Genomic DNA, 25,108 nt, shown 5'->3' on the forward strand with positions numbered 1-25,108 from the left:
CCGGCGGTCGTCCGCCGCGACGCCGGGTGGCTCAGTCGTGGACCCGCCAGCCGAGCCGCGCGAGCTCGGTGAGCAGCGGCTCCACGGACGCCGGCACGACCGAGATCTCCGCGACGCCCACCGCCTGGCCGAGGCCGTGCTCGAGGTGGAGGTCCTCGAGGTTGATGCCGGCGTTGCCCATGTCGGTGAGCAGCCTTGCCAGAGAGCCGGGTTCGTCCGGAACGACGACCGAGACGACGCCGTATGCCGCCGGCGCGGACCCGTGCTTGCCGGGGATGCGGGCGTGGCCGAGGTTGCCCGCCTCGAGCACGCGGCTCAGGGTGCCGAGCGACCCGTGCCCGTCGGCCTCGACGAGCTCGTCGAGCGCCCCGATGACCGCGTCGACGTCCGCCCGCACGTGCATCATCACGTCGCGCACGGCCGGGGCGTTGCCGGCGAGGATCTGCGTCCAGAGCCGCGGGTCGCTCGCCGCGATCCGGGTCACGTCGCGGATGCCCGGGCCGGCGAGCCCGACCGCCGTGTCGGGCAGGTCGCGCAGGCAGGCCGCGACGATGCTCGACGCGAGCTGGGGCACGTGCGAGACCGCCGCCACCGCCTCGTCGTGCTCGTGGGCCGGCATGACGCTGACGGCGGAGCCGACCGCCACCGCGAGGGAGCGCACGAGCCGCACGGCGGCCTCGGTCGAGCCCTCGTGCGGCACGACGACCCACGCACGACCGTCGAAGAGGTCGCCGCGTGCGGCGGCGGCGCCGGAGCGCTCGCGCCCCGCCATCGGGTGCGACCCGACGTAGCGGCTCGCGTCGGCGCCCGAGTCGAGCACGACGCGCAGGATCGACTCCTTGACGGAGGCCGTGTCGGTCATGACGGCGTCGGGCCAGCGGTTCAGCTCCGTGACGACGACGTGGGCCGCGACGTCGGGCGGCGCCGCGACCACGACGACGTCGGGCGCGGGTGTCGCGTCGTCGGCGATCTCACCGGCCAGGAGGTCGCGCGCCAGGCGCACTGCCGTGGGTGACGGGTCGACGAGTGACACACGGAATCCCTTGCTCGACAGAGCGATTCCGAGGCTGGTGCCGATGAGGCCGGCGCCGACGATGCGGACGTGCGTGGTCACCTCGTCAGCGTAGCGAGCGGACGAGGTGACCGGCGCAGCGTCCGGATCACAGACCGGCGGCCTTGTAGAGGGCGCCGATCTCCGCCTTGTTGAGCCGGCGCGTGCGACCCGACTTGAGGTCGGCGAGGCGGATCGGCCCCACCTCGGTGCGCACGAGCTCGACCACCGGGTGCCCGACCGCGTCGAGCATGCGACGCACGACGTGCTTGCGGCCCTCGTGCAGCACGACCTCGACCATGGCCTTGCCGGGCTGGTGGTCGACGATGCGGAACGAGTCGACGCTGACCGGGCCGTCCTCGAGCTCGACGCCCTCGCGCAGACGCTTGCCGACGTCGCGCTGGACCGGCCCGCGGATCGTCGCGACGTACGTCTTGAGCACGCCGTATGCCGGGTGCTGCAGCCGGTGCGCGAGGTCGCCGTCGTTCGTCAGCAGCAGCAGGCCCTCGGTGTCGGCGTCGAGCCGGCCGACGTGGAAGAGACGCTGCTCGCGGTTGCCGACGTAGTCCTCGAGCGAGACCCGGCCGAGCTCGTCGTGCATCGTCGTCACGACGCCCTTGGGCTTGTTGAAGGCGAGGTAGACCCGGTCCTCGTCGAGGTTGACGCGGACGCCGTCGACGTGGACGGTCTGGGTCTGCGGGTTGATGCGCACGCCGAGCTCGGTGACGACCTGGCCGTCGACCTCGACCCGGCCCTGCTCGATGAGGTTCTCGCAGACGCGGCGCGAACCCACGCCGCCCGCCGCCATGAGCTTCTGCAGGCGCACGCCGTCGGGGTCGTGGACGTCGATCTCGGGACGGGCCTGGCGCTCCGGCAGCCGCGTGGGCTGGCTCGCCTTGGTGGACCCGGCGAAGCGGGGACCTGCGCCCTTGGTGCCGCGCGCCGGCTTGGCGTGCTTGCCGCCGGCCACCGGACGACCGGCGCCCTTGCCGCCGGGGCCTCCGCGACGGGCACCGCCCGGGGCGCCGCCCGAGCCTCCCGTCGACTTCTTGCGGGGCTGGCGGGGAGACCTGGAGTACTCGCTCATGCGTGTCCTTCCTCGATGAGCTCGTCGATGACGTCGACGTCCGGTAGGTAGGGCGCGAGGGCCGGCAGGTCGTCGAGACTCGACAGGCCCATGCGCTGGAGGAAGAAGGGCGTCGTGCGGTAGAGCACCGCGCCGCTCTCCCCCACGTCCTCGACCTCCTCGATGAGGCCGCGCGAGGTGAGCGTGCGCACCACCCCGTCGACGTTGACGCCGCGGACGGCGCTGACGCGCGCCCGTGAGACCGGCTGGCGGTACGCGATGACGGCCAGGGTCTCGAGGGAGGCCTGGGTCAGCTTCGCCTGCTGCCCGTCGAGGACGAACTTCTCGACGACCGGCGCATAGTCGGAGCGGCTGTAGACGCGCCACCCGCCGGCGACGCTGCGCAGGGTGAACCCGCGCTGCGCGGCGGCGTACTCGTCCTCGAGCGCCTCGAGGTGGCCGCGGACGTCCTCGACCGGCAGCTCCAGCGCCGACGCGAGGGCGAGCTCGGTCACCGGCTCGTCGACGACCATGAGCACGGCCTCGAGCGCCGAGCGGGCCCCGCCCGGGAAGGCGTTGATGTCGAAGGCGATCTGCTCGTCGGACCCGTCGCCGGTCTCGACGCCGTCGGCGTCCTCTAGGCCGTCGGCGTCCTCGACGAGCTCGGCCGGCACCGTGGCCTCGTCGACCTCGTCGATCTCGGTGGGAGGGGTGGCGTCGGTGGTCGCCTCGGGCGGCGCCGCCTGGTCACTCATCGTCTGCTCCTGTCGCTGCGCGGACGCCGCTGCCGGTCACGGCCTCGTCGGCGTCCGGGTCGTCCTGCGGGTCGTCCTGCGGGTCGTCGGCGGCGGCCTCGTCCCGCGTCTGCGGCTCCCCGTCCGCGTCTTCGTCGAACTCGTCGTCGATTGCGACGTCGCCGTCCTCCGCGCCGGTCCAGCGCACGTCGAGCTCACCGAGCGCCTCGGCCTGCTCGAAGGCGATGGCCGCCTCCTTGAACAGCTCGAGGAGGGCGAGGAAGCGGGCGACGATGACGAGGGTGCTGTCGGCATCCGCGACGAGCGTGCGGAAGGAGACCTGGCCGCGGTGGCGGAGCCGGTCGACGATGATGGCGGCCTGCTCGCGCACGCTCACCTGCGGTGCGTGCAGGTGCTCGAGACCGACCGTCGGCGCGACCTTGGGCGTCATGGCGCGCGCGGCGATGCGGGCGAACTGTTCGGGCGTCACCGCGATGACGAGCTCGGGCAGCAGCCGCTCGAACTCGGGCTCGAGGCCGGCCTGGCGCGCGGTGATGCGTCCCGCCGTGGCCATCCGGTCGCGGAACGTGCCGGCGATCTGCTTGTACGCGCGGTACTGCAGCAGCCGCGCGAAGAGCAGGTCGCGCGCCTCGATGAGCGCGAGGTCCTCGTCGTCCTGCGGGCCCGACTGCGGCAGCAGGCGCGCGGCCTTGAGGTCGAGCAGCGTGGCGGCGACGAGGAGGAACTCCGAGGCCTGCCCGAGGTCCCAGTCGCTGTCGGCCGCCTGGGCGGCCTTGATGTGCGCCACGAACTCGTCGGTGACCTGCGCGAGCGCCACCTCGGTGATGTCGAGCTTGTGCTTGCTGATGAGCCCCAGCAGCAGGTCGAAGGGGCCGGAGAAGACGTCGAGGTGCACCTCGAAGGTCGTGCCGCCGCGGCGCGTGATGACGCCACCCGGTGTCAGCTCCTGCGCCGGCGGGGCCAGCTGCGCGTCGTCGACGAGCCTGTCGCCCTCGACGAGCGTGTCGCCGCCGTCGTCGACGACGTCACCGGGCTCCGTGGGGTCACCGACGGCGGTCGTCCCACCGTCCGCCTCGCGTTCGACCGCCTCGCGTTCGACCGCCTCGCGCTCGACCGCCTCCCGCTCGACCACCTCGCGGTCGACCGTGCCCTGCCCGTTCATCGGGTCACGGCCGGTCAGGCCGCGCCGCCGCGGGCGATGAGCTCGCGCGCGAGCTGGCGGTAGGCGTTGGCGCCCGAGTGGTCGGAGGAGTACGACGTGATCGGCTCGGCCGCGAGCGTGGCGTCGGGGAACTTCACCGTGCGGCTGATGACCGTGTGGAACACCTGGTCGCCGAAGTGGTCGACGACCGAGCGCACGACCTCGCGGCTGTGCAGGGTGCGGCCGTCATACATCGTGGCGAGGATGCCGTCGACCTGCAGACGCGGGTTGAGGCGGTCGGTGATCTTGTCGATCGTGTCGATGAGCAGGGCCACGCCGCGCATCGCGAAGAACTCGCACTCGAGCGGGATGACGACCCCGTGCGCGGCCGTGAGCGCGTTGACCGTGAGCAGCCCGAGCGAGGGCTGGCAGTCGATGAGGATGACGTCGTACTCGTCGGCCACCGGCCGCAGCACGCGCGCGAGGATCTGCTCACGGGCCACCTCGCCGACGAGCTGCACCTCCGCCGCCGACAGGTCGATGTTGGCCGGCACGACGTCGAGGTTGGCGGTGCGCGTGGGCGTGATGACGTCGCGGATGTCGTGCCCGCGCTCGACGAGCAGGTTGTAGATGGTGACGTCGAGCTCCTGCGCGTTGACGCCGAGCCCGACCGACAGGGCGCCCTGCGGGTCGAAGTCGATGACGAGCACGCGCCGCCCGAGCTCGGCGAGCGCCGCCCCGAGGTTGATCGTCGTCGTCGTCTTGCCGACGCCGCCCTTCTGGTTGCACATCGCGATGATGCGCGCCGGCCCGTGGCTCGACAGCGGCGCGGGGTCCGGGAAGTCGGGCACCGGTCGCCCGGTGGGGCCCATGACGGCGCCGTTCGACTCGATGCCGGGCAGGTGGGCCACCGGGGAGGCACCGGCCTGCGCCGGAGGGGCGAGGTCCTCGGACGGCACGGACTGCATGGTCTCGTGTGACTCCTCGTTCACCGGGTGTTCCAACTCCGCTCGGCCTTGCCCTGAGATGCTGCGGTCAGCCTCTCGCTGATCAGGTGAGACCCTATCAGCGGGCTCGGGGGTGGGCGCCCGCGTACACCTCTCGGAGCCGCTGGACCGAGACCATCGTGTAGATCTGCGTCGTCGTCACCGACGCGTGACCGAGCAGCTCCTGCACGACGCGCACGTCGGCGCCGCCGTCGAGCAGGTGCGTGGCGAACGAGTGCCGCAGCGTGTGGGGCGACACGTGCTGGCCGAGGTCGGCCCGCTCGGCCGCCTGCTGGACGACCGCCCACGCCGACTGGCGCGAGAGCCGGGCACCGCGCCGCCCGAGGAAGAGCGCCGGTCCCCCGCGCCCGCCCGCCGCCAGCGTGGGTCGCCCCCGCACGAGGTATGCCGTCACGGCCTCCACCGCGTAGCGCCCCACGGGCACGACACGCTCCTTGCCGCCCTTGCCGAGCAGGCGCACCGAGGCCGCACCCGCACGGGCGGGCTCCCCCGAGTCGCCCGAGTCGCCCGAGCCGCCCGGACCACCCGAGCCGGGGTCACCGAGGTCGAGGTCGTCGACGTCGAGGCCGACGGCCTCGCTGATCCGCGCGCCCGTGCCGTAGAGCACCTCGAGCAGCGCCCGGTCACGCAGCGACTCCGGGGTGTCACCGAGCGCTGCGGCCGCGAGCAGGCGCTCGACGTCCTCGACGGGGATCGCCTTGGGCAGCCGTGCCGGCGGCTTCGGCGGTGCCACCCCCGCCGCGGGGTCGGAGCCCACCTGGCCCTCGAGGGCGAGGAACCGGTGGAAGCCGCGCACGGCCACGAGCGTGCGCGCCGCGGACGAGGCCGCGAGACCGCGTTCGCGGAGCGAGGCGAGGAAGTCGGTGACGTGGGCCTCGGTGACCGCGCCCGCGTCGTCGACGCCCCGCTCGGCCAGGAAGTCGCGGTAGGCGCGCAGGTCACGCGTGTAGGAGCTCAGCGTGTTGTCCGAGGCGCCTTTCTCGACGCGCACGTGGTCGAGCCACCCGCGGACGTCGCGCTCGAGGCGTGAGGCGCGGGCCGCGGGTGGCTCGGTCGGGGCGTGCTCCGTCAGGACAGCGCCGTCTCGAGGCTGACGGACTCCATGCCGTGCGCCTCGGCGACGCCGGCGTACGTGACGTGCCCGGCGTGCGTGTTGAGGCCGAGAGCGAGGGCCTGGTCACCGCGCAGCGCCTCGTGCCACCCCTGGTTGGCGAGCTTGACGGCATACGGCAGCGTCGAGTTCGTCAGCGCGTAGGTCGACGTGTTCGGCACGGCGCCGGGCATGTTGGCGACGCAGTAGAAGACCGAGTCGTGCACGGTGTAGGTGGGGTCCGCGTGCGTCGTGGCGTGGCTGTCCTCGAAGCAGCCGCCCTGGTCGATGGCGATGTCGACGAGCACCGAGCCCGGCTTCATCTGCGAGACGAGCTCGTTCGAGACGAGCTTCGGGGCGGCGGCGCCGGGGATGAGCACCGCGCCGATGACCATGTCGGCCTGCATCACCTGCTCCTGCACGGTGAGCTTCGAGGACGCGAGGCCGTGAACGCGGTTGTCGTAGCGCCAGAAGGACATCCGCAGCTTGTCGAGGTCGGTGTCGAGGAGCGTGACGTCGGCGCCCATGCCCAGCGCGATGTTCGCGGCGTTCTGGCCCGAGACGCCGGCGCCCAGGATGACGACCTTGGCGTTGGCGACGCCGCCGACTCCGCCCATGAGCACGCCGCGGCCGCCCTGCGCGCGCATGAGCGCGTGCGCGCCCACCTGCGGGGCGAGGCAGCCGGCGACCTCCGACATCGGGTAGAGCAGCGGCAGGCCGCCGGAGGGCAGCTGGACCGTCTCGTAGGCGATGCCGGTCACCTTGCGCTTGACGAGCTCCTCGGTGAGCGGCTTGTCGGCGGCGAGGTGGAGGTAGGTGAAGAGGGTGAGCCCCTCGCGCATGCGGTGGTACTCCTCGGCCACGGGCTCCTTGACCTTGAGCACCATGTCCGCGTCGCCCCAGACGTCGTCGGCCGAGTCGAGGATGCGGGCGCCGGCCGCGACGTAGTCCGCGTCGCTGATCTGCGAGCCGACCCCGGCGTCCTTCTCGATAAGCACGTCGTGACCGTGATCGGTGAGCTCGTGCACGCCCGACGGGGTGATGGCCACCCGGTACTCGTGGTTCTTGACCTCGCGAGGGATGCCGACCTTCATGCGCTGACACTTCCTTGTCCGAGTTGCCCTGTCCGGGTTGCCCCGACAGGGGGTGACGACCGGTCGGCTCTGACCGGCGAGCCCACTCTAGCGACGCCGGGGCGCGCCCTCGCGCGGCACCGGCCCCGCTGACCTAGGTTGGGCTCGCAGGACGAGGAGAGGCGCCATGAAGCTCTACGCGGACACCACGGGCCGACGCACCCGACAGCTGCTCTCCGACGTGCTCGTGCTGCTCTGGGTGGCCACGTGGGCGTATGCCGGTCGCCGCGTCCACGACACCGTGGAGCAGCTGCGCGGGCCCGCCGACTCGATCACCTCCGCCGGCCGGTCGGTGAACGGCTCGCTCTCCGGGGCGGGCGAGCAGGCGGCCCAGCTGCCCCTCGTCGGGGACCAGCTCAAGTCGTGGCTCGACAGCGCGGCCGGCTCCGGCACGACGCTGGCGCAGGCGGGCACGTCGATGTCGAGCACGGTCGACCAGCTGGCGCTCGCGCTCGGCTGGGCCGTCGCGCTCGTGCCCTCGCTGCTCGTGGTCGGCGCGTGGCTGTTCGTCCGGGGCCGGTTCGTGCGCAACGCCGTCATCTCCCAGCGCTACCTCGACGCGAGCGAGGACCTCGACCTCTTCGCCCTGCGCGCCATGACGACGCAGCCGGTGCGGGCGCTCGCGGCGGTCTCCGACGACCCGGCGGGCGCGTGGCGCCGCCGGGACCGCGACGTCATCCGCCGCCTCGCCCTGCTCGAGCTGAGGGACGAGGGCCTGCGGCCGCCACCCGGGGCGTGATCCCGGGGCGTGATCCCGGCGTGTGATCCCGGGGTGTGCTCTCGCGTGTGACCCGGGGTGGCGGCTGCGTGGCGGCGTGGTGCGGCCGGCGCTCAGCTGTCGGCGTCGGTGCGGGCGACCCGCGGGGTCAGGTCCTCGGCGGGCGGCATCCACGCGTCGGCGGTGGCGGGCACCTGCTCGCCGCTGCGGATGTCCTTCACCTCGTCGCCCGACTCCCCCGCGCCCGGGAACCAGACGTAGGGGATGCCGCGGCGCTCGGCATACCGGATCTGCTTGCCGAAGCGGGCGGCCGCGGGCGCGACCTCGCAGGCGATGCCCCGACGGCGCAGCGCGGTGGCCACCGAGACGGCCTGCTCGCGCGAGTCGTCGTCGGTGAGGGCGACGAGCACGGCCGCCGGCGTCGAGCGCGAGGCGGTGACGAGCCCACGGCCGACGAGCAGCCCGAGGATGCGCGTGACGCCGATCGAGATGCCGACGCCGGGGTAGGTGGTCCTGCCGTCGCTCGCCAGCGCGTCGTAGCGGCCGCCGGAGCAGAACGAGCCCCACGACTCGTGCCCGACGAACTGCGTCTCGTAGACCGTGCCGGTGTAGTAGTCGAGGCCACGGGCGATGCGCAGGTCGGCCACGAGCCGGCCGGGCGCGTGCGCCATGCCGGTGCGGATGACGTTCGCCAGCGACTCGAGACCTTCCTCGAGGAGGGGGTGCTCGACGCCGAGGGCGCGCACCTGCTCGACGAAGCCGAGGTCGGTCGAGCGGATGGCGGCGAGCGCGAGGCACTGGTCGGCCTGCTCGGGGGTGGTGCCGGACTCGACGAGCAGCGCCCTGACCTTCTCGGGCCCGATCTTGTCGAGCTTGTCGACGATGCGCAGGGTGCCGATGACGTCGGTGATGCCGATGCCCTGGTAGAAGCCGTTGGGGATCTTCCGGTCGTTGACCTGGATGACGAACTCGCCGACGGGGAACCGGCTGAAGACGTCCGCGATGACGAGCGGCATCTCGGCCTCGAAGTGCGGCGAGAGCTGCCCGACGTCGACGACGTCGATGTCGGCCTGGGTGAACTCGCGGTAGCGGCCCTCCTGCGGGCGCTCGCCGCGCCAGGCCTTCTGGATCTGGTAGCGCCGGAACGGGAAGGCGAGCTTGCCGGCGTTCTCGAGCACGTAGCGGGCGAACGGCACCGTCATGTCGAAGTGCAGGCCCCAGCGGGCCTCCTCGTCGCTGCCGCCGGCGAGGCGCGAGACCGCGTAGATCTCCTTGTCGGCGTCCTCGCCCTGGCTGCTGAGGCGCTCGATGGGCTCGATCGAGCGAGTCTCCACGGAGCTGAAGCCGTGCAGCTCGAAGGTCTCGCGGATGACGTCGAGGAAGCGCTGCTCGACGATGCGCTCGGAGGGCAGGTACTCGGGGAAGCCGCTGATCGGCATGACCTTGGCGGCCTTGGGCTGCGGGGAGTTCACGCGGGCAAGTCTTTCAGGTAGGGGTTCGTGGCACGCTCGTGGGCCATCGTCGTGGCGTGGTAGTGCCCGGGGAGCACGAGCGTCGTGTCGGGCAGCGGCAGCACGACGTCGCGCAGGCTGCGCTGCATCGCGGCTGCGTCGCCGCCGGGTAGGTCGGTGCGGCCGATGGAGCCGGCGAAGAGCACGTCGCCGGTGACCATGGTGCGGTCGACGTCGACCTGCTCACGGATGCCGTCGGGCACGCCGTCGATGCCGAACATCACCGAGCCCTCGGTGTGACCGGGCGCGTGCAGCACGTCGACGTCGAGCCCGGCGAGCGACAGGCGGGTGCCGTCGCCGATCTCGACGACGTGGGTCGGCTCGGTCCACGTCGCCGCGCGGCCGAACTGCTGCTCGAGCATCGCGACGAGGCCGGGGTTGCTCTGGCCGAGGAGGTCGTGCAGCCGGTAGCGGTCGTCGCGGTGGATGTAGGCGGCGGTGTCCGAGCCGCACACCGGGGTGACCGAGTAGACGTGGTCGACGTGCCCGTGCGTCAGCAGCACCGCGGCGGGGCGGAGCCGGTGCTCGGCGAGCACCTCGCGCAGCGTCTCCTCGACCCCGATGCCCGGGTCGACGACGAGGCACTCCTCGCCCGCCTGCGTCGCGATGACGTAGCAGTTGGTGTCGAAGGCCTGGGCCGGGAAGGCGATGGTCAGCACGTCTGGAGCCTAGCGACGGCCCCGGAAGAGGGCCCAGCGCATCCGGCCTCGGGGGACGAGACGGAGGACGAACGGCAGATGTCACGCAGTCGTGACCCCTCCCGCTGCGCCGACGGGCGCGTCGTTCCCTAAAATGACCGGACGCCCGGCGACATGCCCTGTGGCCCGTACGAGGAGAGGTTCGTGACCAAAGAGCAGGAACGCGCACGTGCGCGCCGCCGCCATGAGGAACAACAGAAGACCGCCAAGCCCCCGGTGGGTGACGCGACGCGCGACAAGCAGGTCTTCGGTGTGATCCTCGCGGTCATCCTCGTCATCGCCGCCGTCATCGCGGTGCCCAAGATCGTCGGCAGCTCGGACACCCCGTCCGCGGCGTCGACCGCGCCGGCGACCCAGCCGACCGACGGCGCCACGACCTCGTCGGGCGGCCTCGCCGCCGGGCAGAAGCTGGCGGCCGGCTGCACGGCTCCCCCGGCGCTGCAGGCCAAGCCCAAGCAGCAGACCACCGTGCCGTCCAAGGCGACGGCGGCCGGCAAGACGTTCGTCGCGACGGTCAAGACCACCTGCGGCGACCTCGTCCTCGAGCTCGACGGCGCCAAGGCCCCGCAGACGGTGGCGTCGTTCCTCAACCTCGCCAAGACCGGCTACTGGGCGCCGAGCCCGTGCCACCGCCTCACCACCGACGGCATCTACGTGCTCCAGTGCGGCGACCCCACCGGCACCGGCCAGGGCGACCCCGGCTACGGCTTCGGCATCGAGAACGCGCCCAAGGACGGCAAGTACCCCCGCGGCGTGCTCGCGATGGCCCGCACCCAGGACCCCAACAGCAACGGCGGCCAGTTCTTCATCACGTACAAGGAAACCCAGTTGCCCACCGATGGCGGCGGCTACACGATCTTCGGGAAGGTGACCAAGGGCCTCGACATCGTCGACAAGATCGCCGCGGGCGGTCTCGTCGCGGCGGGCGAGCCCACGCCGGTCAACCCGATCAGCATCCTCAGTGTCACTGTGACGGAGAAGAAGGCATGAGCGAGATGAACCAGCCCGAGCCTGACGAGACCACCCCGGTCGCCGAGGCGACGGAGACGTCCGAGACGTCCGAGACGTCTGGGCCCGTGACGCCGGCGGAGGCCGAGACGGCCGACGCCGTCGCGTCGGTGGCCAGCACCGAGGGCGCCGACAGCGCCCAAGGCGCCGACAGCGCCGAGGCCTCCGAGGCAGACGGGGCCGCGGAGACGACCGAGACCGCGCAGACCGGCGACAGCGCCGAGGCCACGACCGAGGCGCCGGAACCCGTTGCGGCAGAAGAGGCCTCGACCGAGGACGCCCCCGGAGCAGAGGCGCCCTCGGCGTCGGAAGCCCCCACCCCGGCCCCGGCCCCGGCCCCCGCCCCCGCCCCGTCGGCCCCGACGCCGGCGAGCGTGCCCAAGCCCTCGGCCATCCCGACGCCGGCTGCCCTCGCCAAGGCGGTGCCGCACCCTCCGGTGGCTGCCGCGCCCGCCCTCATCACGACGGACCACTCGGCCTCGGCGGCCTTCGGTCGCGTCGACGACAACGGCACCGTCTTCGTGCGCACCAAGGAGGGCGAGCAGGAGGTCGGCTCCTACCCCGGTGCGAGCAACGAGCAGGCGCTCACCTACTTCGCGCGCAAGTACGACGAGCTCTTCGCCTCCGCCGTCCTGCTCGAGCAGCGCCTCGCGCAGCCGGAGGTGCCGAGCAAGGACGTCGCCGAGGGGCTCAAGACGCTCACCGCCCAGGTCACCGACGCGACCGTCGTCGGCGACCTCGACGCGCTCGCGGCCAAGCTCGACGAGATCCAGTCGGGCATCGCGAGCAAGCGCAAGGTCGAGCAGCAGCACCGGGCCGAGGCCCGTGCGGCGGCCACCGCCGAGCGCGAGCGGATCGTCGCCGAGGCCGAGGCCATCGCCGGCCAGCCCGAGAACCGCATCCAGTGGAAGACGAGCGGGGCGCGCATGCGTGAGCTGCTCGACGAGTGGAAGGCCCACCAGCGCGCCTCGGTCCGCCTCGAGCGCGAGACCGAGTCGAGCCTGTGGACCCGCTTCAGCTCGGCCCGCAACGGCTTCGACAAGGCCCGCCGCAGTCACTTCGCCGGCCTCGACGCCGCGCACGCGGACGCCAAGTCGGCCAAGGAGCGCCTCGTGGCCGAGGCCGAGGCGCTGGCCTCGAGCACCGACTGGGCGGCCACGGCCGGGGCCTTCAAGCGGCTCATGGACGAGTGGCGCCGCGCCGGCCGGGCGAGCAGGTCCGACGACGACAAGCTGTGGGCCCGGTTCAAGGCCGCGCAGGACAGCTTCTTCGCCGCCAAGGACGAGGTCGTCGCAGCCGAGGAGGAGCAGTACCGCGGCAACCTCGAGGTCAAGGAGGCCCTGCTCGTCGAGGCCGAGGCGATCCTGCCGGTCACCGACCTCGAGAAGGCCAAGAGCCAGCTGCGCACCATCCAGGACAAGTGGGACGCGGCCGGCAAGGTGCCCCGCGCCGACATGGACCGGGTCGAGAAGGCCATGCGCCGCGTCGAGCAGACCGTGCGCGACGCCGAGGACCGCAAGTGGAAGTCGAGCAACCCCGAGGTGGCCGCGCGCGCCAAGGCCATGGTCGACCAGCTCGAGCGGGCGGTCGCCGACCTGCGTGAGGACCTCGCCAAGGCCGAGTCCTCGGGCAACGCGAGCAAGGTGCGCAAGGCGCAGGAGGCCCTCGACGCCCGTCAGGTCTGGCTCGACCAGGCCCGCGCCGGCGTCGCGGAGTTCGGCGGCTGACACAGCGCCCAACCGTCGAGAGGCCACGATTCGCGGCTTCGCACACAACGAGAGGCCAGTTCCTGCCGCAGGAACTGGCCTCTCGTCACGTGCCATCCCGCGAGAAGTGGCCCCTCGACGGTTGCTCTCAGTTGGTGGACTTGCCGCCGTTGACGCGGTAGACGTCGAAGACGCCGTCGATCTTGCGCACGGCCTTGATGACGTGGTCGAGGTGCGCGGGGTCGCCCATCTCGAACGTGAACCGGGAGATCGCCACCCGCGCGCGTGACGTCTGCACCGAGGCCGACAGGATGTTGACGTGCTGGTCGGAGAGCACCCGCGTCACGTCGCTGAGCAGCCGGTTGCGGTCGAGCGCCTCGACCTGCAGCTGCACGAGGAAGACGCTCGCCGAGCTCGGGGCCCACTCGACGTCGATGAGCCGCTCGGGGTTGGCCGTCAGCTGGTCGGCGTTCGTGCAGTCGACGCGGTGCACCGACACACCGCTGCCCCGGGTGACGAACCCGATGATCGGGTCTCCCGGCACCGGCGTGCAGCACTTGGCGAGCTTGACCCAGACGTCGGCCGTGCCGACGACGACCACGCCCGGGTCGCCGGCCCTGCGCCGGCTCGAGGCCCGGGTCGGGACCGTCGCCTCGGCGAGGTCCTCGGTGGCGCCGTCGACGCCGCCCATCGACGCGACGACCTTCCCGACGACGTGCTGGGCCGAGACGTGCCCCTCGCCCACCGCCGCGTAGAGCGCCTCGATGTCCTGGTAGCGCAGGTCGGTCGCGACGGCCGTCATCGACTCGTGGCTCATCAGCCGCTGCAGCGGCAGGTTCTGCTTGCGCAGCGCCTTGGCGATCGAGTCCTTGCCGGCCTCGATGGCCTCCTCGCGACGCTCCTTGGAGAACCACTGCTTGATCTTGTTGCGTGCGCGGGGGCTCTTGACGAACTGCAGCCAGTCGCGCGAGGGCCCCGCGCCGTCGGCCTTGCTCGTCAGCACCTCGACGACGTCGCCGTTCTCGAGCGTCGACTCGAGCGGCACCAGCCGGCCGTTGACGCGCGCACCGATGCAGTGGTGACCGACCTCGGTGTGCACGGCATACGCGAAGTCGACGGGGGTGCCGCCGACGGGCAGCGCCACGACGGAGCCCTTGGGCGTGAAGACGTAGACCTCGCTGCTGCCCATCTCGAAGCGCAGCGAGTCGAGGAACTCGCCCGGGTCCTCGGTCTCGCGCTGCCAGTCGAGCAGCTGGCGCAGCCACGCCATGTCGTTCTGCGGCGTGGTCTCGCCGGGTCGCGCGGGGCCGCCGCCGGCCGCCTGGTCCTTGTACTTCCAGTGCGCGGCGACACCGTACTCCGCGCGCCGGTGCATCGTGTGCGTACGGATCTGGATCTCGACGGGCTTGCCCTGCGGGCCGATGACCGTCGTGTGTAGCGACTGGTACATGTTGAACTTCGGCATCGCGATGTAGTCCTTGAACCGGCCGGGCACCGGGTTCCACCGCGAGTGCAGCGCACCGAGCGCCGCGTAGCAGTCGCGCACCGTGTCGACGAGCACGCGCACCGCGACGAGGTCGTAGATCTCCTCGAAGTCGCGGCCGCGCACGATCATCTTCTGGTACACGCTGTAGTAGTGCTTGGGACGGCCGGTCACGACGGCCTTGATCTTCGCCGCCGTGAGGTCCTCGTTGACCTGGCTACGCACGCTCGCGAGGTACTCCTCACGGGCCGGGGCGCGCTCGGCGACGAGGCGCACGATCTCGTCGTAGACCTTCGGGTAGAGCGTCGCGAACGAGAGGTCCTCGAGCTCCCACTTGATGGTGTTCATGCCGAGCCGGTGGGCCAGCGGCGCGTAGATCTCGAGCGTCTCGTTGGCCTTGCGCTTGGCCGACTCCGCGCTGACGTAGCGCCACGTGCGCGCGTTGTGCAGCCGGTCGGCGAGCTTGATGACGAGCACGCGGATGTCGCGCGCCATCGCGATGACCATCTTGCGCACCGTCTCGGCCTGGGCGGCCTCGCCGTAGGTCACCTTGTCGAGCTTCGTCACGCCGTCGACGAGCATCGCGATCTCGTCGCCGAAGTCGCGCCGCAGCTCGTCGAGGCCGTATGCCGTGTCCTCGACCGTGTCGTGCAGCAGCGCCGCCGCCAGGGTGGGCGGCGTCATGCCGAGCTCGGCGAGGATCGTCGTCACCGCGAGCGGGTGCGTGATGTACGCGTCGCCGCTCTTGCGCATCTGGCCGTCGTGCGCGCGCTCGGCGACGGCATACGCCCGCTCGATGACGGAGAGGTCGGCCTTCGGGTGGTTTTGGCGGACCGCCGTCATGAGCGGCTCGAGGACGGGGTTTCCCGCCGGACGCGTGGCGCCGAAGCGGGCGAAGCGCGCGCGCACCCGCGACGGGGTGGACAGCTCGCTGCGGACGTCCTCGCTCATGGAGAGAGTCTAGGCGCTCGCGCGGAGGTCACACCGTGAGGATGGCGTTGACGGGCCGGTCGCCGAGCCGGCGGCGCCCGTCGAGGAACGCGAGCTCGAGGACGACCTCGATCGCGGCGACCTGCGCGCCGGCGCGCTCGACGAGCTGGGCGGTGGCCTCGGCCGTGCCGCCGGTGGCGAGCACGTCGTCGATGACGAGGACGCGCTGGCCCGGCTCGAAGGCGTCGGAGTGCACCTCGATCTCGGCCGTGCCGTACTCGAGCGCGTAGGACTCCTTGAGCGTCTCCCCCGGCAGCTTGCCGGCCTTGCGCACGGGCACCATGCCGAGGCCGAGCTCGTAGGCCACGGCCGCACCGAGGATGAAGCCGCGGGCCTCGATGCCGACGACGACGTCGACCGACCCGGCGTAGCGCTGCGCGATGTCGCGCACCAGCTCGCGCAGGGCGGGGCCGTCGGCGATGAGCGGCGTGAAGTCCTTGAAGAGGACGCCCGGCTTCGGGAAGTCGGGGATGTCGCGCAGCCTGCTCGCGACGAGGTCACTGATCTGGCTCACGCCGTGTCTCCTGGGGTGGTGCCGACCGCGGTCAGCGGCGCGACTTGGGGGCGCGCTTGGGCTGGTTGCGCGGACCGGCGGCCTGGGCGTACTTGTGCACCGGGCGGGGTGCACCCTCGGGCAGCGATGCGTCGGCGGCGGCCGCGGCGGCTCCCGTGCGGTCGGCACCGACGGCCACCAGCTCCTCGGGGCGGGGCGCCGGGGCCGACCCTGCCTTGGCGGCCAGGCGGGCGACGTGCTTGTCGAGCTCGAGCACGGCCGGCTCGTTGCGGCGCAGGTCGACGAGCAGCGGGGTCGCGATGAAGATCGAGGAGTACGCGCCGACCGCGATGCCGATGAAGAGCGCGAGCGACAGGTCGAGCAGCGTGCCCGGGCCGAGCAGCGTGAAGCCGACGAAGAGCACCGCGGCGATCGGCAGCAGGGCCACGACCGTCGTGTTGATCGAGCGGACGAGCGTCTGGTTGACGGCGAGGTTCGCGGCGGCCGAGTACGTCATGCGACGCGTCCGGAACGCCTCGGCCGTGTTCTCGCGCACCTTGTCGAAGACGACGACGGTGTCGTAGAGCGAGTAGCCGAGGATCGTCAGGAAGCCGATCATCGAGCTCGGCGTGATCTCGAACCCGAAGAGCGCGTAGATGCCGACCGTGATGACGAGGTCGTGCAGCAGTGCGACGAGGCCCGAGACGGCCATCTTCCAGGTGCGGAAGTAGAGCGCCATGACGATCGTGACGAGGATGAGGAAGACGACGAGGCCCTGGATGGCCTGCTTGCTCACCGAGGCGCCCCAGCTGGGGCCGATGAGCGACGCGCTGACCGAGGTCGTCGGGACCCCGAACTCCTTGGCCAGTGCGGCGCTGGCCTCGTCGGTGAGCCCGGCGGCGGCCTCGGTCTGCACGCGGACCGTGTTCTGCCCGACGATCGTCGAGACGACGTTGCCCTCGATGCCGGCGTCGGAGACGGCGGTCTGCGCCTTCTGCTCGTAGCTCTCGCTGTTCGTGACGCCCTGGACGCGGAACTCCGAGCCACCGCTGAACTCGATGCCGAAGTTCAGGCCGCGGGCGAAGATGCCGATCAGGGCGAGGGCGATGAGGACGGCCGAGACGGCATACCAGGTCTTCTGGCGCTTGATGAAGTCGATCGAGCGCTTGCCGGTGTAGAGGTCGTTGCCGACCTGGGCGAAGTTGATCATGCCTGGGCCTTCCCCTCGGCGACGCGGGCCGAGCCCACGGTGGCGGGCGGGCGCTGCGCGCCGGGAGCCCCGAACTGGCCGCGGCCGCGGTAGCGCACCGACTCCTTGGCGCCGAGGCGCTGCGGGTCGAGGCCCGACCACTTGTGACCGTTGCCGAAGAACTCGGTGCGCGCGAGCAGCTGCACCATCGGGTGGGTGAAGAGGACGACGACGATCAGGTCGATGAGCGTCGTCAGGCCGAGCGTGAACGCGAAGCCGCGCACGTTGCTCGAGGCGAGGAAGTAGAGCACACCGGCCGCGATGAAGTTCACGGCGTCGGCCGCGATGATCGTGCGGCGGGCACGCTTCCAGCCCGTCTCGACGGCGGCCACGAGCGGACGGCCGTCGCGCACCTCGTCGCGGATGCGCTCGAAGTAGACGATGAAGCTGTCGGCCGTGACGCCGATGGCGACGATGAGGCCGGTGACGCCCGCCATGGTCAGGCGGAAGCCGTGGGTCGTGCCGAGCACCGTCACCGCGAGGTAGGTGATGACCGACGCGACGACGAGCGAGAGCACCGTGACCATGCCGAGGGCGCGGTACTGGATGAGGGAGTAGACGACGACGAGCAGCAGACCGATGAGGCCGGCGAGCAGGCCGATGCGCAGCTGCTCCTCACCGAGCTGGGGCGTGATGTTGTCCTGCGTCTGCAGCGCGAAGGAGATCGGCAGCGCGCCGAACTTCAGCTGCTCGGCGAGCTGCTTGGCCGAGTCGATGGTGAACGAGCCGGTGATCGAGGCGCGACCGTCGGTGATAACGGCCTGCGACCGCGGGGCGCTGATGACCGACTTGTCGAGCACGATGGCGAACTGGTCGAACGGCGGCTGCGACTGCTGGGCGTAGAGGCGCTTGGTCACGGCGGCGAACTTCGTCTTGCCGGCGTCCTTGAACGACAGCGCGACCTCGACGATCGAGGTGGGCTGGCCGTTGGGGCCGACCTGGTAGCCGCTCGAGGCGTCGGCGATCTCGCTGCCGTCGATCTCGCTCGGGCCGAGGACGTACTTGGTGACGCGGTCCTCTCCACAGGTGGCGAGCGGCAGGGCGGGGTCGTCCTTGATCTTGTCGACGGCGCCGGGCGTGGCGCAGTTGAGCGCGGTGTACTGCTTGGCGACCGTCGCCGCGGCCGCGTCGGCCTTCGCCTTGGTCCAGCCGAGGCCGACGAGCCCGGTGCTGGCCTGCGTCTTGATCGCGGCCTCGGTCTCGGCGGCGGTGGGCGCGGGCGCCGTCGGCGCGGGGGCCGGCGTCGTCGCGGTCGGTGCCGGGGTGGCCGTGGCGGACCCCGTCGAGGTCGCGGCGGGGGTCGGAGCCGTGGTGGCGGCGGCGAAGGCCTGCGGCACGACGCCGTTGGCGGCGGTCGAGGAGCCGGACGGCGTGGCCGTCGCGCTCGGCGTGCCGGTGGCCGGGCTGGTCGCGGTGCCGGTGCCCGTCGGGGTGCCCGTCGAGGTGCCGGACGGCGTCGGGGTGCCACCGGGGTTGACGGTCGAGCCGGCCTGCGCGGCGTTCGGGTCGACGGCCTCGACGAAGACGGCGCGGAAGCGCAGCTGCGAGGGCTTGCTCAGCGCGTCGAGCTGCTCGGGGGTGGGAGCCCCGGGGATCGAGACGACGATGTTCTGGCCGCCCTGCGTCGAGATCTCCGACTCGGAGACGCCGTTGGCGTCGATGCGCTGGCGGATGATGTCGACGGCGCGGTTGACCTGGCCCTCGTTGACGGTCTGGCCGTCGTTCAGCTGCGGCTTGAGCACGAGCTCGGTGCCGCCCTCGAGGTCGAGGCCGAGGCGCGGGACGGCCTGGCCGTCGCCCCACTTGGCGAGGCCCCCGACGAGGGCGCCGAGGCCCAAGATGACGACGATGAGGGCGAGGAGGCTGCGTCTCGCCGACTGCTTGGTGGAACTCTTGGCCACGGAACCCTCACTGACCGTTCTGCGGGGAACCCGGGGTCGTGCCCGGGGCGTCGTCGGCGACAGGCGCGGCGGTGCCGGTGGTGCCGGTGGTGCCGGTGGTGCCGGTGGTGCCGGCGGTGCCCGGAGTCGCGGGGTCGGCCTGCTTCATGGCGATCGCGCGACGGTCGACGCGGATCGTCGTTCCCTCCGCGATCTCGAGCCACGCACTGGTGTCGTCGAGGTGCTTGACCGTGCCGTAGATGCCCGAGGACGTGACGATCGAGTCGCCGACGTTGAGCGAGGAGCTGAAGTCGCGCATCTGCTTCATCCGCTTGTTCTGGGTGTAGAACAGCCAGCCCAGCAGGAGCAGGGGAAGGGCGAAAATCAGCAACGAGAAGGTCCCGTTGGTGCTCATGTCAGCTCAGTCCTTCGTGTCTTCGTCCGGTTGTCGGGGCGCGCGCCACGACCCGGTGTTCGGGGTCGGATGTCGCGTCAACGACCGGGGGCACCGGATGGTGCCGCGGCACCGGCGATGGTGCCCGCAGGAGTCTACGGGCGCCGATGCAGTTTGTCAGACCACGCGGGCCCGCGGACCGTCACGCGCCGGTCACGTTTTGACCTGTTTCGGGGCAGCCGCCGCCGCCCCGCTCACGCGTCGAAGCGCCCGCCGCCCGCCTCGTCGATCGGCAGGGTCGCCGACCACATCGACTGCGCCTCGACCGGCGGGGTCAGGCCGAGGTGCTCCCACGCGAGCGAGGAGGCGGCGCGACCGCGGGGCGTGCGGACCATGAAGCCCTCGCGCACGAGGTAGGGCTCGGCGACCGTCTCCACGGTGTCGGGCTCCTCCCCCACGGCGACGGCCAGGGTGGAGAGGCCGACCGGGCCGCCGTTGAATCGCCGGCACAGCGCCTCGAGCACGGCCCGGTCGAGACGGTCGAGGCCGCGCTCGTCGACGTCGAAGAGCGCCAGCGCCTGGCGGGCCGCGCCGTGCGTGACGCGGTTCTCGCCGTGCACCTGCGCCCAGTCGCGCACCCGCCGCAGCAGCCGGTTGGCGATGCGCGGGGTGCCGCGCGAGCGCAGCGCGATCTCGGCGATGCCCTCGGCGTCGGCGTCGAGGCCGAGCAGCCGGGCCGAGCGGTGCAGGATCGTCTCGAGGTCGGCGGCCGCGTAGTAGTCGAGGTGACCGGTGAAGCCGAACCGGTCGCGCAGGGGGGCCGGCAGCAGGCCGGCCCGGGTCGTCGCGCCGACGACCGTGAAGGGCGGCAGCTCGAGCGGGATCGCGGTCGCGCCCGGGCCCTTGCCGATGACGACGTCGACGCGGAAGTCCTCCATCGCGAGGTAGAGCATCTCCTCGGCCGACCGCGACATCCGGTGGATCTCGTCGAGGAAGAGCACCTCCCCCTCGGCGAGCGACGACAGCACCGAGGCGAGGTCACCGGCGTGCTGGATGGCCGGGCCCGAGGTGATGCGGATCGGCTGCTCGAGCTCGCTCGCGACGATCATCGCGAGGGTCGTCTTGCCGAGGCCGGGGGGACCCGAGAGGAGCACGTGGTCGGGCGGCGTGCCGCGGTGCCGGGCCGCCTTGAGCACGAGTCCGAGCTGGTCGCGCACGCGCGTCTGCCCGGGGAAGTCCTCGAGGCGCTTGGGGCGCAGGGCCGCCTCGACCACCCGCTCGTCGCCGTCGCTGCCGACGTCGACGATGCGGGCCGTGGCGTCGAACGAGCCGTCGTCCCAGGTCTGCGCAGCCTGCTCGAGCTCCCAGCCGCGGTCGACGGTCATCGGCCCAGCTCCTGCAGGGCGGCACGGAGCAGCGCCGACACGCCGGCGCCCTCGGCCGCGCGGGGCGCGACCTTGTCGAGCGCGTCGTCGGCCTGGCGCACGCTCCAGCCGAGGCCGACGAGGGCCTCGCGCACCTGCTCGCGCCAGGCCTCGCCGGTGTCGAGCGGGGCCGGCTCCGTGTGCCCGGCCGAGCCGGGCAGCGCGCCGAGCTTGTCCTTGAGCTCGAGCACGAGCCGCTCGGCGCCCTTCTTGCCGATGCCGGGCACCTTCGTCAGCGCGACCAGGTCGCCGGTGCCGAGGGCCACGCGCACGGCATCCGGCGAGTGCACGGCGAGGACGGCGAGCGCGAGGCGCGGGCCGACGCCCGAAACCGTCTGCACCGTCTCGAAGACGTGCTTCTCGTCCTCGGTGGCGAAGCCGTAGAGCGTCAGCGAGTCCTCGCGCACGACGAGGCTCGTGGCGAGCTCGGCCGGCTGGCCGAGGCGCACCGCGGTGGCCGTGGCCGGGGTCGTGTGCACGAGCATGCCGACCCCGCCCACGCCGACGACGACGGAGTCGAGGCCGACCTTGAGGACGGTGCCGGAGAGCGAGGCGATCATCGGGGCTGGGCTCCAGGGGTCTGGCGGGTGGGGCTGGCGGCTGGCTGTCGGGTGGGGATCGGAGGCGGCTGCCGGGTCACGGCGTCGGAGGCGGCGCGCAGGCGGCGCTGGGCGGGAGCGGCACCCGGGGGCACCCGACGGGGTATGCCGCTCCCCCGGCTGCCGCTGCGCGCGAGCACCTCGAGCCGGGCGTCCTCGAGCCGGCTCTGGGTGCCTCCGCGCCACACGTGGCAGATGGCGAGGGCGAGGGCGTCGGCGGCGTCGGCCGGCTTCGGCGGCGTGGCGAGGCCGAGCAGGCGGGTCACCATCGTCGTCACCTGGGCCTTGTCGGCGCGGCCGCTGCCGCTCACGGCGGCCTTGACCTCGGTGGGCGTGTGGAGCGTCACCGGCAGCCCCAGGCGCTCGGCCATGATCATGACGATGCCGGTCACCTGCGCGGTGCCCATCACCGTCGAGACGTTGGTGTCGGCGAAGACGCGCTCGATGGCGACGGCCTCGGGGCGGTGCCGGGCGAACCACTGGCGCATCTCGTCCTCGACGGCGACGAGGCGCTTCGGGGTCGGGTCGCCGGCCGGGGTGCGGATGACGCCGACCTCGACGAGCGAGAGCTTCCGGCCCGGCACGCCGTCGACGACGCCGACGCCGCACCGCGTGAGGCCGGGGTCGACCGCGAGGACGCGCACGGCATACCTCCTCGGGGTGCGGGTGGTGCGGGTGGGTCGGGACGGTCGGGACGGTCGGGACGAACCGAACAGGTGTTCGGGGCCAACGCTAACGGGCCGGTGCCGGAACGACGGGAGGCACGCCGGTCACCGGCGTGCCTCCTGGTCGGACCTGCGGCCCGGAGCCGTCGTGGGCGCGTGGCCCGCGGGCTCACTCCTCGTCGTCGAGCTGGGCGAGCACGTCGTCGGGGATGTCGCCGTTGGCGAAGACGTTCTGCACGTCGTCGCTGTCCTCGAGGGCCTCGATGACCCGGATCATCTTCTTCGCGCCGTCCAGGTCGAGCGGCACCTGCAGGTTGGGCACGAAGGACGCCTCGGCGGACTCGTAGTCGATGCCGGCGTCCTGGATCGCCTGGCGCACCGCGACGAAGTCGGTGGCCTCGGAGATGATCTCCCAGGTGTCGCCGTTGTCGTTGACCTCCTCGGCGCCCGCCTCGAGCACGACCTCGAGGATGTCGTCCTCGGAGCCGGCCTCCTTGAGCACCGTCACGACGCCCTTGCGGTTGAACACGTAGGACACCGAGCCCGGGTCGGCGAGCTGGCCGCCGTTGCGGGTCAGCGCCGTGCGCACCTCGGCGGCCGCACGGTTGCGGTTGTCGGTGAGGCACTCGATGAGGATCGCGACACCGTTGGGGGCGTAGCCCTCGTACATGATCGTCTGCCAGTCGGCCGCGCCCGCCTCGGCACCCGACGCGCGCTTGACCGCACGGTCGATGTTGTCGTTCGGCACCGACGTCTTCTTCGCCTTCTGGATGGCGTCGTAGAGGGTCGGGTTGCCCGTCGGGTCGGCGCCGCCCTGGCGGGCCGCGACCTCGATGTTCTTGATGAGCTTGGCGAAGAGCTTGCCGCGCTTGGCGTCCTTGGCAGCCTTCTGGTGCTTCGTGGTGGCCCATTTGGAGTGGCCGCTCATGCAGTGTCCTCGCGTTCCGGTGACTGGCGGGCAGCCGACTGCTGGAGTCGGTGCTCTCTGACGATCGAGACGAACTCGGCGTGGATCCGGCGGTCGGCGCCCACCTCGGGGTGGAACGACGTGGCCATCAGGTTGCCCTGCCGGACCGCGACGATCCTACCGGCGGCGGGGCCGTGACCCACGCGGGCGAGCACCTGGACGTCCGGGCCGGCCTGCTCGACCCACGGCGCCCGGATGAAGACGGCGTGCACCGGGCCCGCCGGCGCGAGGGCCTCGGGGTCGCTCCACGCGTAGTCGAGCTCCGTCTCGAAGGAGTCGACCTGCCGGCCGAAGGCGTTGCGCCGCACCGTGATGTCGAGGCCGCCGAGCGTCTGCTGGTCGGGACGGCCGTCGGCGATGCGGTCGGCGAGCATGATCATGCCCGCGCACGAGCCGTAGACGGGCAGGCCCTCGGCGATGCGCCGCACGAGCGGCTCGCGCAGCTCGAAGGCGCGCACCAGCTTGTCCATGACGGTCGACTCCCCGCCGGGGATGACGAGCCCGTCGACGGCCGCCACCTCGGAGGGCCGCCGCACCGGGATCGCCTCGGCGCCGAGCGACGCCAGGGCGGCGAGGTGCTCGCGCACGTCGCCCTGCACGGCGAGGACTCCCACGGTGATCTCCACAAGAGCCAGATCGTATGCCGTGCGCGCGCGGCCTCCCGGACCGGGTCGGTCGGTGGCGTGCAGGTGGACAAGCGTCTGGCATGCGAGACACGGTGGAGCGGGCGTCTGACGACGACCGCCCGTCACCGGATACGTTGCGGCCATGACGACGGTGCACACCTCAGACGACCTCACCGCCCGCGCCCGCGAGGCCGACGACGCCTCGCCCCTGAAGGGCCGGCGTGACCTCTTCACCCTCCCCGACGACGTGGTCTACCTCGACGGCAACTCGCTCGGGGCGCTGCCCTCCGCCGTGCCGGGGGTCGTCGACGACGTCATGCACCGGCAGTGGGGCGAGCGCCTCATCCGCTCCTGGAACGAGGCCGACTGGTGGGGCGCGCAGACCCGGGTCGGCGACCTCGTCGGGCGGCTCGTCGGCGCCGCCCCGGGGCAGGTCGTCGTCACCGACTCGACCTCGGTCAACCTCTTCAAGGCCGTCATCGGCGCGGGACGGCTGCGCCCGGGGCGCCGGGTCGTGCTCACCGACCCCGACTCGTTCCCCACCGACCTCTACGTGACCGAGTCCGCGGCGGCCCTCGCCGGGCTCGAGGTGCGCCGGGTGCACCCGCGCGACGTCGTGGCCGCGATCGCCGAGATCGGCGACGACCTCGCGCTCGCGTCGTACTCGAGCGTCGACTACCGCACCGGCGAGCTGTGGGACCTCGTGGCGATCACTGAGGCCGCCCACGCCGTCGGCGGGCTGGCCTGCTGGGACCTCTGCCACTCGGCCGGCGTCGTCGAGGTCGACCTCGACGCGGGCGGCGCGGACCTCGCCGTCGGCTGCGGCTACAAGTACCTCAACGGCGGTCCCGGCGCGCCGGCGTTCCTCTACGTCGCCACGCGGCACCAGGACGACTTCGACCAGCCGCTCACCGGCTGGCAGGGCCACGCGCACCCGTTCGCCATGCGCCCGGACTACGAGCCGGCCCCCGGCATCACCCGGGCCCGCGTCGGCACCCCGCCCCTGCTGTCGGTGCTGGCGCTCGAGGCGGCCCTGACGGCATACGACGGGCTCTCCCCCGCCGACGTGCGCGCCGCGTCGCTGTCGGTGACGCAGACGTTCATCGACGCGCTCGACGCGCTGGGGGTCGACCTCCCGCTCGCCACGCCGCGAGAGCCGGAGCGGCGGGGCTCGCAGGTCTCGCTGCGGCACCCGCAGGCCTTCGCGGTCGTGCAGGCGCTCATCGCGCGCGGCGTCATCGGCGACTTCCGCGAGCCCGACATCATCCGGCTCGGCTTCGCGCCGCTCTACGTCACGCACGTCGACGCGGTGCGTGCGGCGGAGCACGTCAAGGCGGTGCTCGACGGCCGCGAGTTCGAGCGCCCCGAGTTCAACGAGCGCGGCGCCGTCACCTGACCCGCCCCGCGCCAGGCCCCCGCAACACACCGAGAAAGACGCAACCCACCGGGATCCG

23 protein-coding genes are annotated in these 25,108 nt (G+C 72.4%); 4 read left to right on the forward strand and 19 right to left on the reverse strand.

Annotated features, from left to right (window positions below):
• Nucleotides 1-31: 31 nt before the first annotated feature.
• The 7 genes from ABT295_RS01930 to ald all read right to left on the reverse strand — a co-directional run bounded on the left by ABT295_RS01930 (nt 32) and on the right by ald (nt 7,204).
• Nucleotides 32-1,114 (reverse strand): prephenate dehydrogenase, encoded by a 1,083-nt coding sequence (locus tag ABT295_RS01930; protein WP_352392735.1) that lies wholly within the window; start codon nt 1,112-1,114, stop codon nt 32-34.
• Nucleotides 1,115-1,160: 46 nt separating this feature from the next.
• A complete protein-coding gene (locus ABT295_RS01935; RefSeq protein WP_345508788.1) occupies nt 1,161-2,138 on the reverse strand; it encodes a pseudouridine synthase in 978 nt (325 codons plus the stop codon).
• Nucleotides 2,135-2,872: an SMC-Scp complex subunit ScpB gene (gene scpB / locus ABT295_RS01940; protein WP_352392736.1), complete on the reverse strand. Its 738-nt coding sequence runs from the start codon at nt 2,870-2,872 to the stop codon at nt 2,135-2,137. Before scpB ends, ABT295_RS01935 begins: the two co-directional genes overlap by 4 nt.
• Nucleotides 2,865-4,034 carry a segregation and condensation protein A gene (locus tag ABT295_RS01945; protein ID WP_352392737.1) on the reverse strand — a complete coding sequence of 390 codons (1,170 nt, stop codon included), beginning with the start codon at nt 4,032-4,034 and terminating at the stop codon, nt 2,865-2,867. Before ABT295_RS01945 ends, scpB begins: the two co-directional genes overlap by 8 nt.
• Nucleotides 4,035-4,048: 14 nt before the next feature.
• Nucleotides 4,049-4,885: a ParA family protein gene (locus ABT295_RS01950; protein WP_352394674.1), complete on the reverse strand. Its 837-nt coding sequence runs from the start codon at nt 4,883-4,885 to the stop codon at nt 4,049-4,051.
• A 193-nt stretch (nt 4,886-5,078) separates the two neighbouring features.
• Nucleotides 5,079-6,092: a site-specific tyrosine recombinase XerD gene (locus tag ABT295_RS01955; protein WP_352394675.1), complete on the reverse strand. Its 1,014-nt coding sequence runs from the start codon at nt 6,090-6,092 to the stop codon at nt 5,079-5,081.
• Complete coding sequence (gene ald, locus ABT295_RS01960) at nt 6,089-7,204, reverse strand: alanine dehydrogenase (protein WP_352392738.1); 1,116 nt, start codon at nt 7,202-7,204, stop codon at nt 6,089-6,091. The genes ABT295_RS01955 and ald overlap by 4 nt, the downstream gene beginning before the upstream one ends.
• A 166-nt stretch (nt 7,205-7,370) precedes the next feature.
• On the opposite strand from ald, the gene ABT295_RS01965 reads away from it, so the two are divergent.
• Nucleotides 7,371-7,982, forward strand: a complete 612-nt coding sequence (locus ABT295_RS01965) for a hypothetical protein (RefSeq protein WP_352392739.1) — start codon at nt 7,371-7,373, stop codon at nt 7,980-7,982.
• A gap of 92 nt (nt 7,983-8,074) precedes the next feature.
• On the opposite strand, the gene hisS is transcribed toward ABT295_RS01965, so the two are convergent.
• Nucleotides 8,075-9,400: a histidine--tRNA ligase gene (gene hisS / locus ABT295_RS01970; RefSeq protein ID WP_352394676.1), complete on the reverse strand. Its 1,326-nt coding sequence runs from the start codon at nt 9,398-9,400 to the stop codon at nt 8,075-8,077.
• A gap of 29 nt (nt 9,401-9,429) precedes the next feature.
• Nucleotides 9,430-10,131 (reverse strand): MBL fold metallo-hydrolase, encoded by a 702-nt coding sequence (locus tag ABT295_RS01975; RefSeq protein WP_352392740.1) that lies wholly within the window; start codon nt 10,129-10,131, stop codon nt 9,430-9,432.
• Nucleotides 10,132-10,314: 183 nt separating this feature from the next.
• Here ABT295_RS01975 and ABT295_RS01980 point away from each other — a divergent pair, with 183 nt between their 5' ends.
• Complete coding sequence (locus ABT295_RS01980) at nt 10,315-11,160, forward strand: peptidylprolyl isomerase (protein WP_352392741.1); 846 nt, start codon at nt 10,315-10,317, stop codon at nt 11,158-11,160.
• The gene (locus tag ABT295_RS01985) at nt 11,157-12,905 is read left to right on the forward strand and encodes a DUF349 domain-containing protein (protein ID WP_352392742.1); all 1,749 of its coding nucleotides are present in this window, start codon (nt 11,157-11,159) and stop codon (nt 12,903-12,905) included. Before ABT295_RS01980 ends, ABT295_RS01985 begins: the two co-directional genes overlap by 4 nt.
• Nucleotides 12,906-13,032: 127 nt before the next feature.
• Here the strand turns inward: ABT295_RS01985 and ABT295_RS01990 are convergent, their stop codons facing one another.
• From ABT295_RS01990 to pdxT, 10 genes are all read right to left on the reverse strand, one after another.
• Nucleotides 13,033-15,318, reverse strand: a complete 2,286-nt coding sequence (locus ABT295_RS01990; protein ID WP_352392743.1) for a RelA/SpoT family protein — start codon at nt 15,316-15,318, stop codon at nt 13,033-13,035.
• A 28-nt stretch (nt 15,319-15,346) separates the two neighbouring features.
• The gene (locus ABT295_RS01995; protein ID WP_352392744.1) at nt 15,347-15,871 is read right to left on the reverse strand and encodes an adenine phosphoribosyltransferase; all 525 of its coding nucleotides are present in this window, start codon (nt 15,869-15,871) and stop codon (nt 15,347-15,349) included.
• Nucleotides 15,872-15,902: 31 nt separating this feature from the next.
• The gene (secF, locus tag ABT295_RS02000; RefSeq protein ID WP_352392745.1) at nt 15,903-17,060 is read right to left on the reverse strand and encodes a protein translocase subunit SecF; all 1,158 of its coding nucleotides are present in this window, start codon (nt 17,058-17,060) and stop codon (nt 15,903-15,905) included.
• Nucleotides 17,057-19,000 (reverse strand): protein translocase subunit SecD, encoded by a 1,944-nt coding sequence (secD, locus tag ABT295_RS02005; RefSeq protein ID WP_352392746.1) that lies wholly within the window; start codon nt 18,998-19,000, stop codon nt 17,057-17,059. Before secD ends, secF begins: the two co-directional genes overlap by 4 nt.
• 7 nt (nt 19,001-19,007) lie before the next feature.
• Nucleotides 19,008-19,394 (reverse strand): preprotein translocase subunit YajC, encoded by a 387-nt coding sequence (gene yajC / locus ABT295_RS02010; RefSeq protein ID WP_352392747.1) that lies wholly within the window; start codon nt 19,392-19,394, stop codon nt 19,008-19,010.
• A 233-nt stretch (nt 19,395-19,627) separates the two neighbouring features.
• Nucleotides 19,628-20,758, reverse strand: a complete 1,131-nt coding sequence (gene ruvB, locus ABT295_RS02015) for a Holliday junction branch migration DNA helicase RuvB (RefSeq protein ID WP_352392748.1) — start codon at nt 20,756-20,758, stop codon at nt 19,628-19,630.
• The gene (ruvA, locus tag ABT295_RS02020; protein WP_352392749.1) at nt 20,755-21,357 is read right to left on the reverse strand and encodes a Holliday junction branch migration protein RuvA; all 603 of its coding nucleotides are present in this window, start codon (nt 21,355-21,357) and stop codon (nt 20,755-20,757) included. Before ruvA ends, ruvB begins: the two co-directional genes overlap by 4 nt.
• Nucleotides 21,354-22,040: a crossover junction endodeoxyribonuclease RuvC gene (ruvC, locus tag ABT295_RS02025; protein ID WP_352392750.1), complete on the reverse strand. Its 687-nt coding sequence runs from the start codon at nt 22,038-22,040 to the stop codon at nt 21,354-21,356. Before ruvC ends, ruvA begins: the two co-directional genes overlap by 4 nt.
• Nucleotides 22,041-22,230: 190 nt before the next feature.
• Nucleotides 22,231-22,989 carry a YebC/PmpR family DNA-binding transcriptional regulator gene (locus ABT295_RS02030; protein ID WP_352392751.1) on the reverse strand — a complete coding sequence of 253 codons (759 nt, stop codon included), beginning with the start codon at nt 22,987-22,989 and terminating at the stop codon, nt 22,231-22,233.
• Entirely contained in the window at nt 22,986-23,648 is a 663-nt protein-coding gene (pdxT, locus tag ABT295_RS02035) for a pyridoxal 5'-phosphate synthase glutaminase subunit PdxT (protein ID WP_502991119.1), read from the reverse strand. The genes ABT295_RS02030 and pdxT overlap by 4 nt, the downstream gene beginning before the upstream one ends.
• A 148-nt stretch (nt 23,649-23,796) precedes the next feature.
• On the opposite strand from pdxT, the gene kynU reads away from it, so the two are divergent.
• Nucleotides 23,797-25,050 (forward strand): kynureninase, encoded by a 1,254-nt coding sequence (kynU, locus tag ABT295_RS02040; RefSeq protein ID WP_352392753.1) that lies wholly within the window; start codon nt 23,797-23,799, stop codon nt 25,048-25,050.
• The last annotated feature ends 58 nt before the right edge of the window (nt 25,051-25,108 follow it).

It is taken from the genome of Terrabacter sp. NPDC000476 (genome assembly GCF_040300125.1).
Taxonomy (GTDB): Bacteria; Actinomycetota; Actinomycetes; order Actinomycetales; family Dermatophilaceae; genus Terrabacter.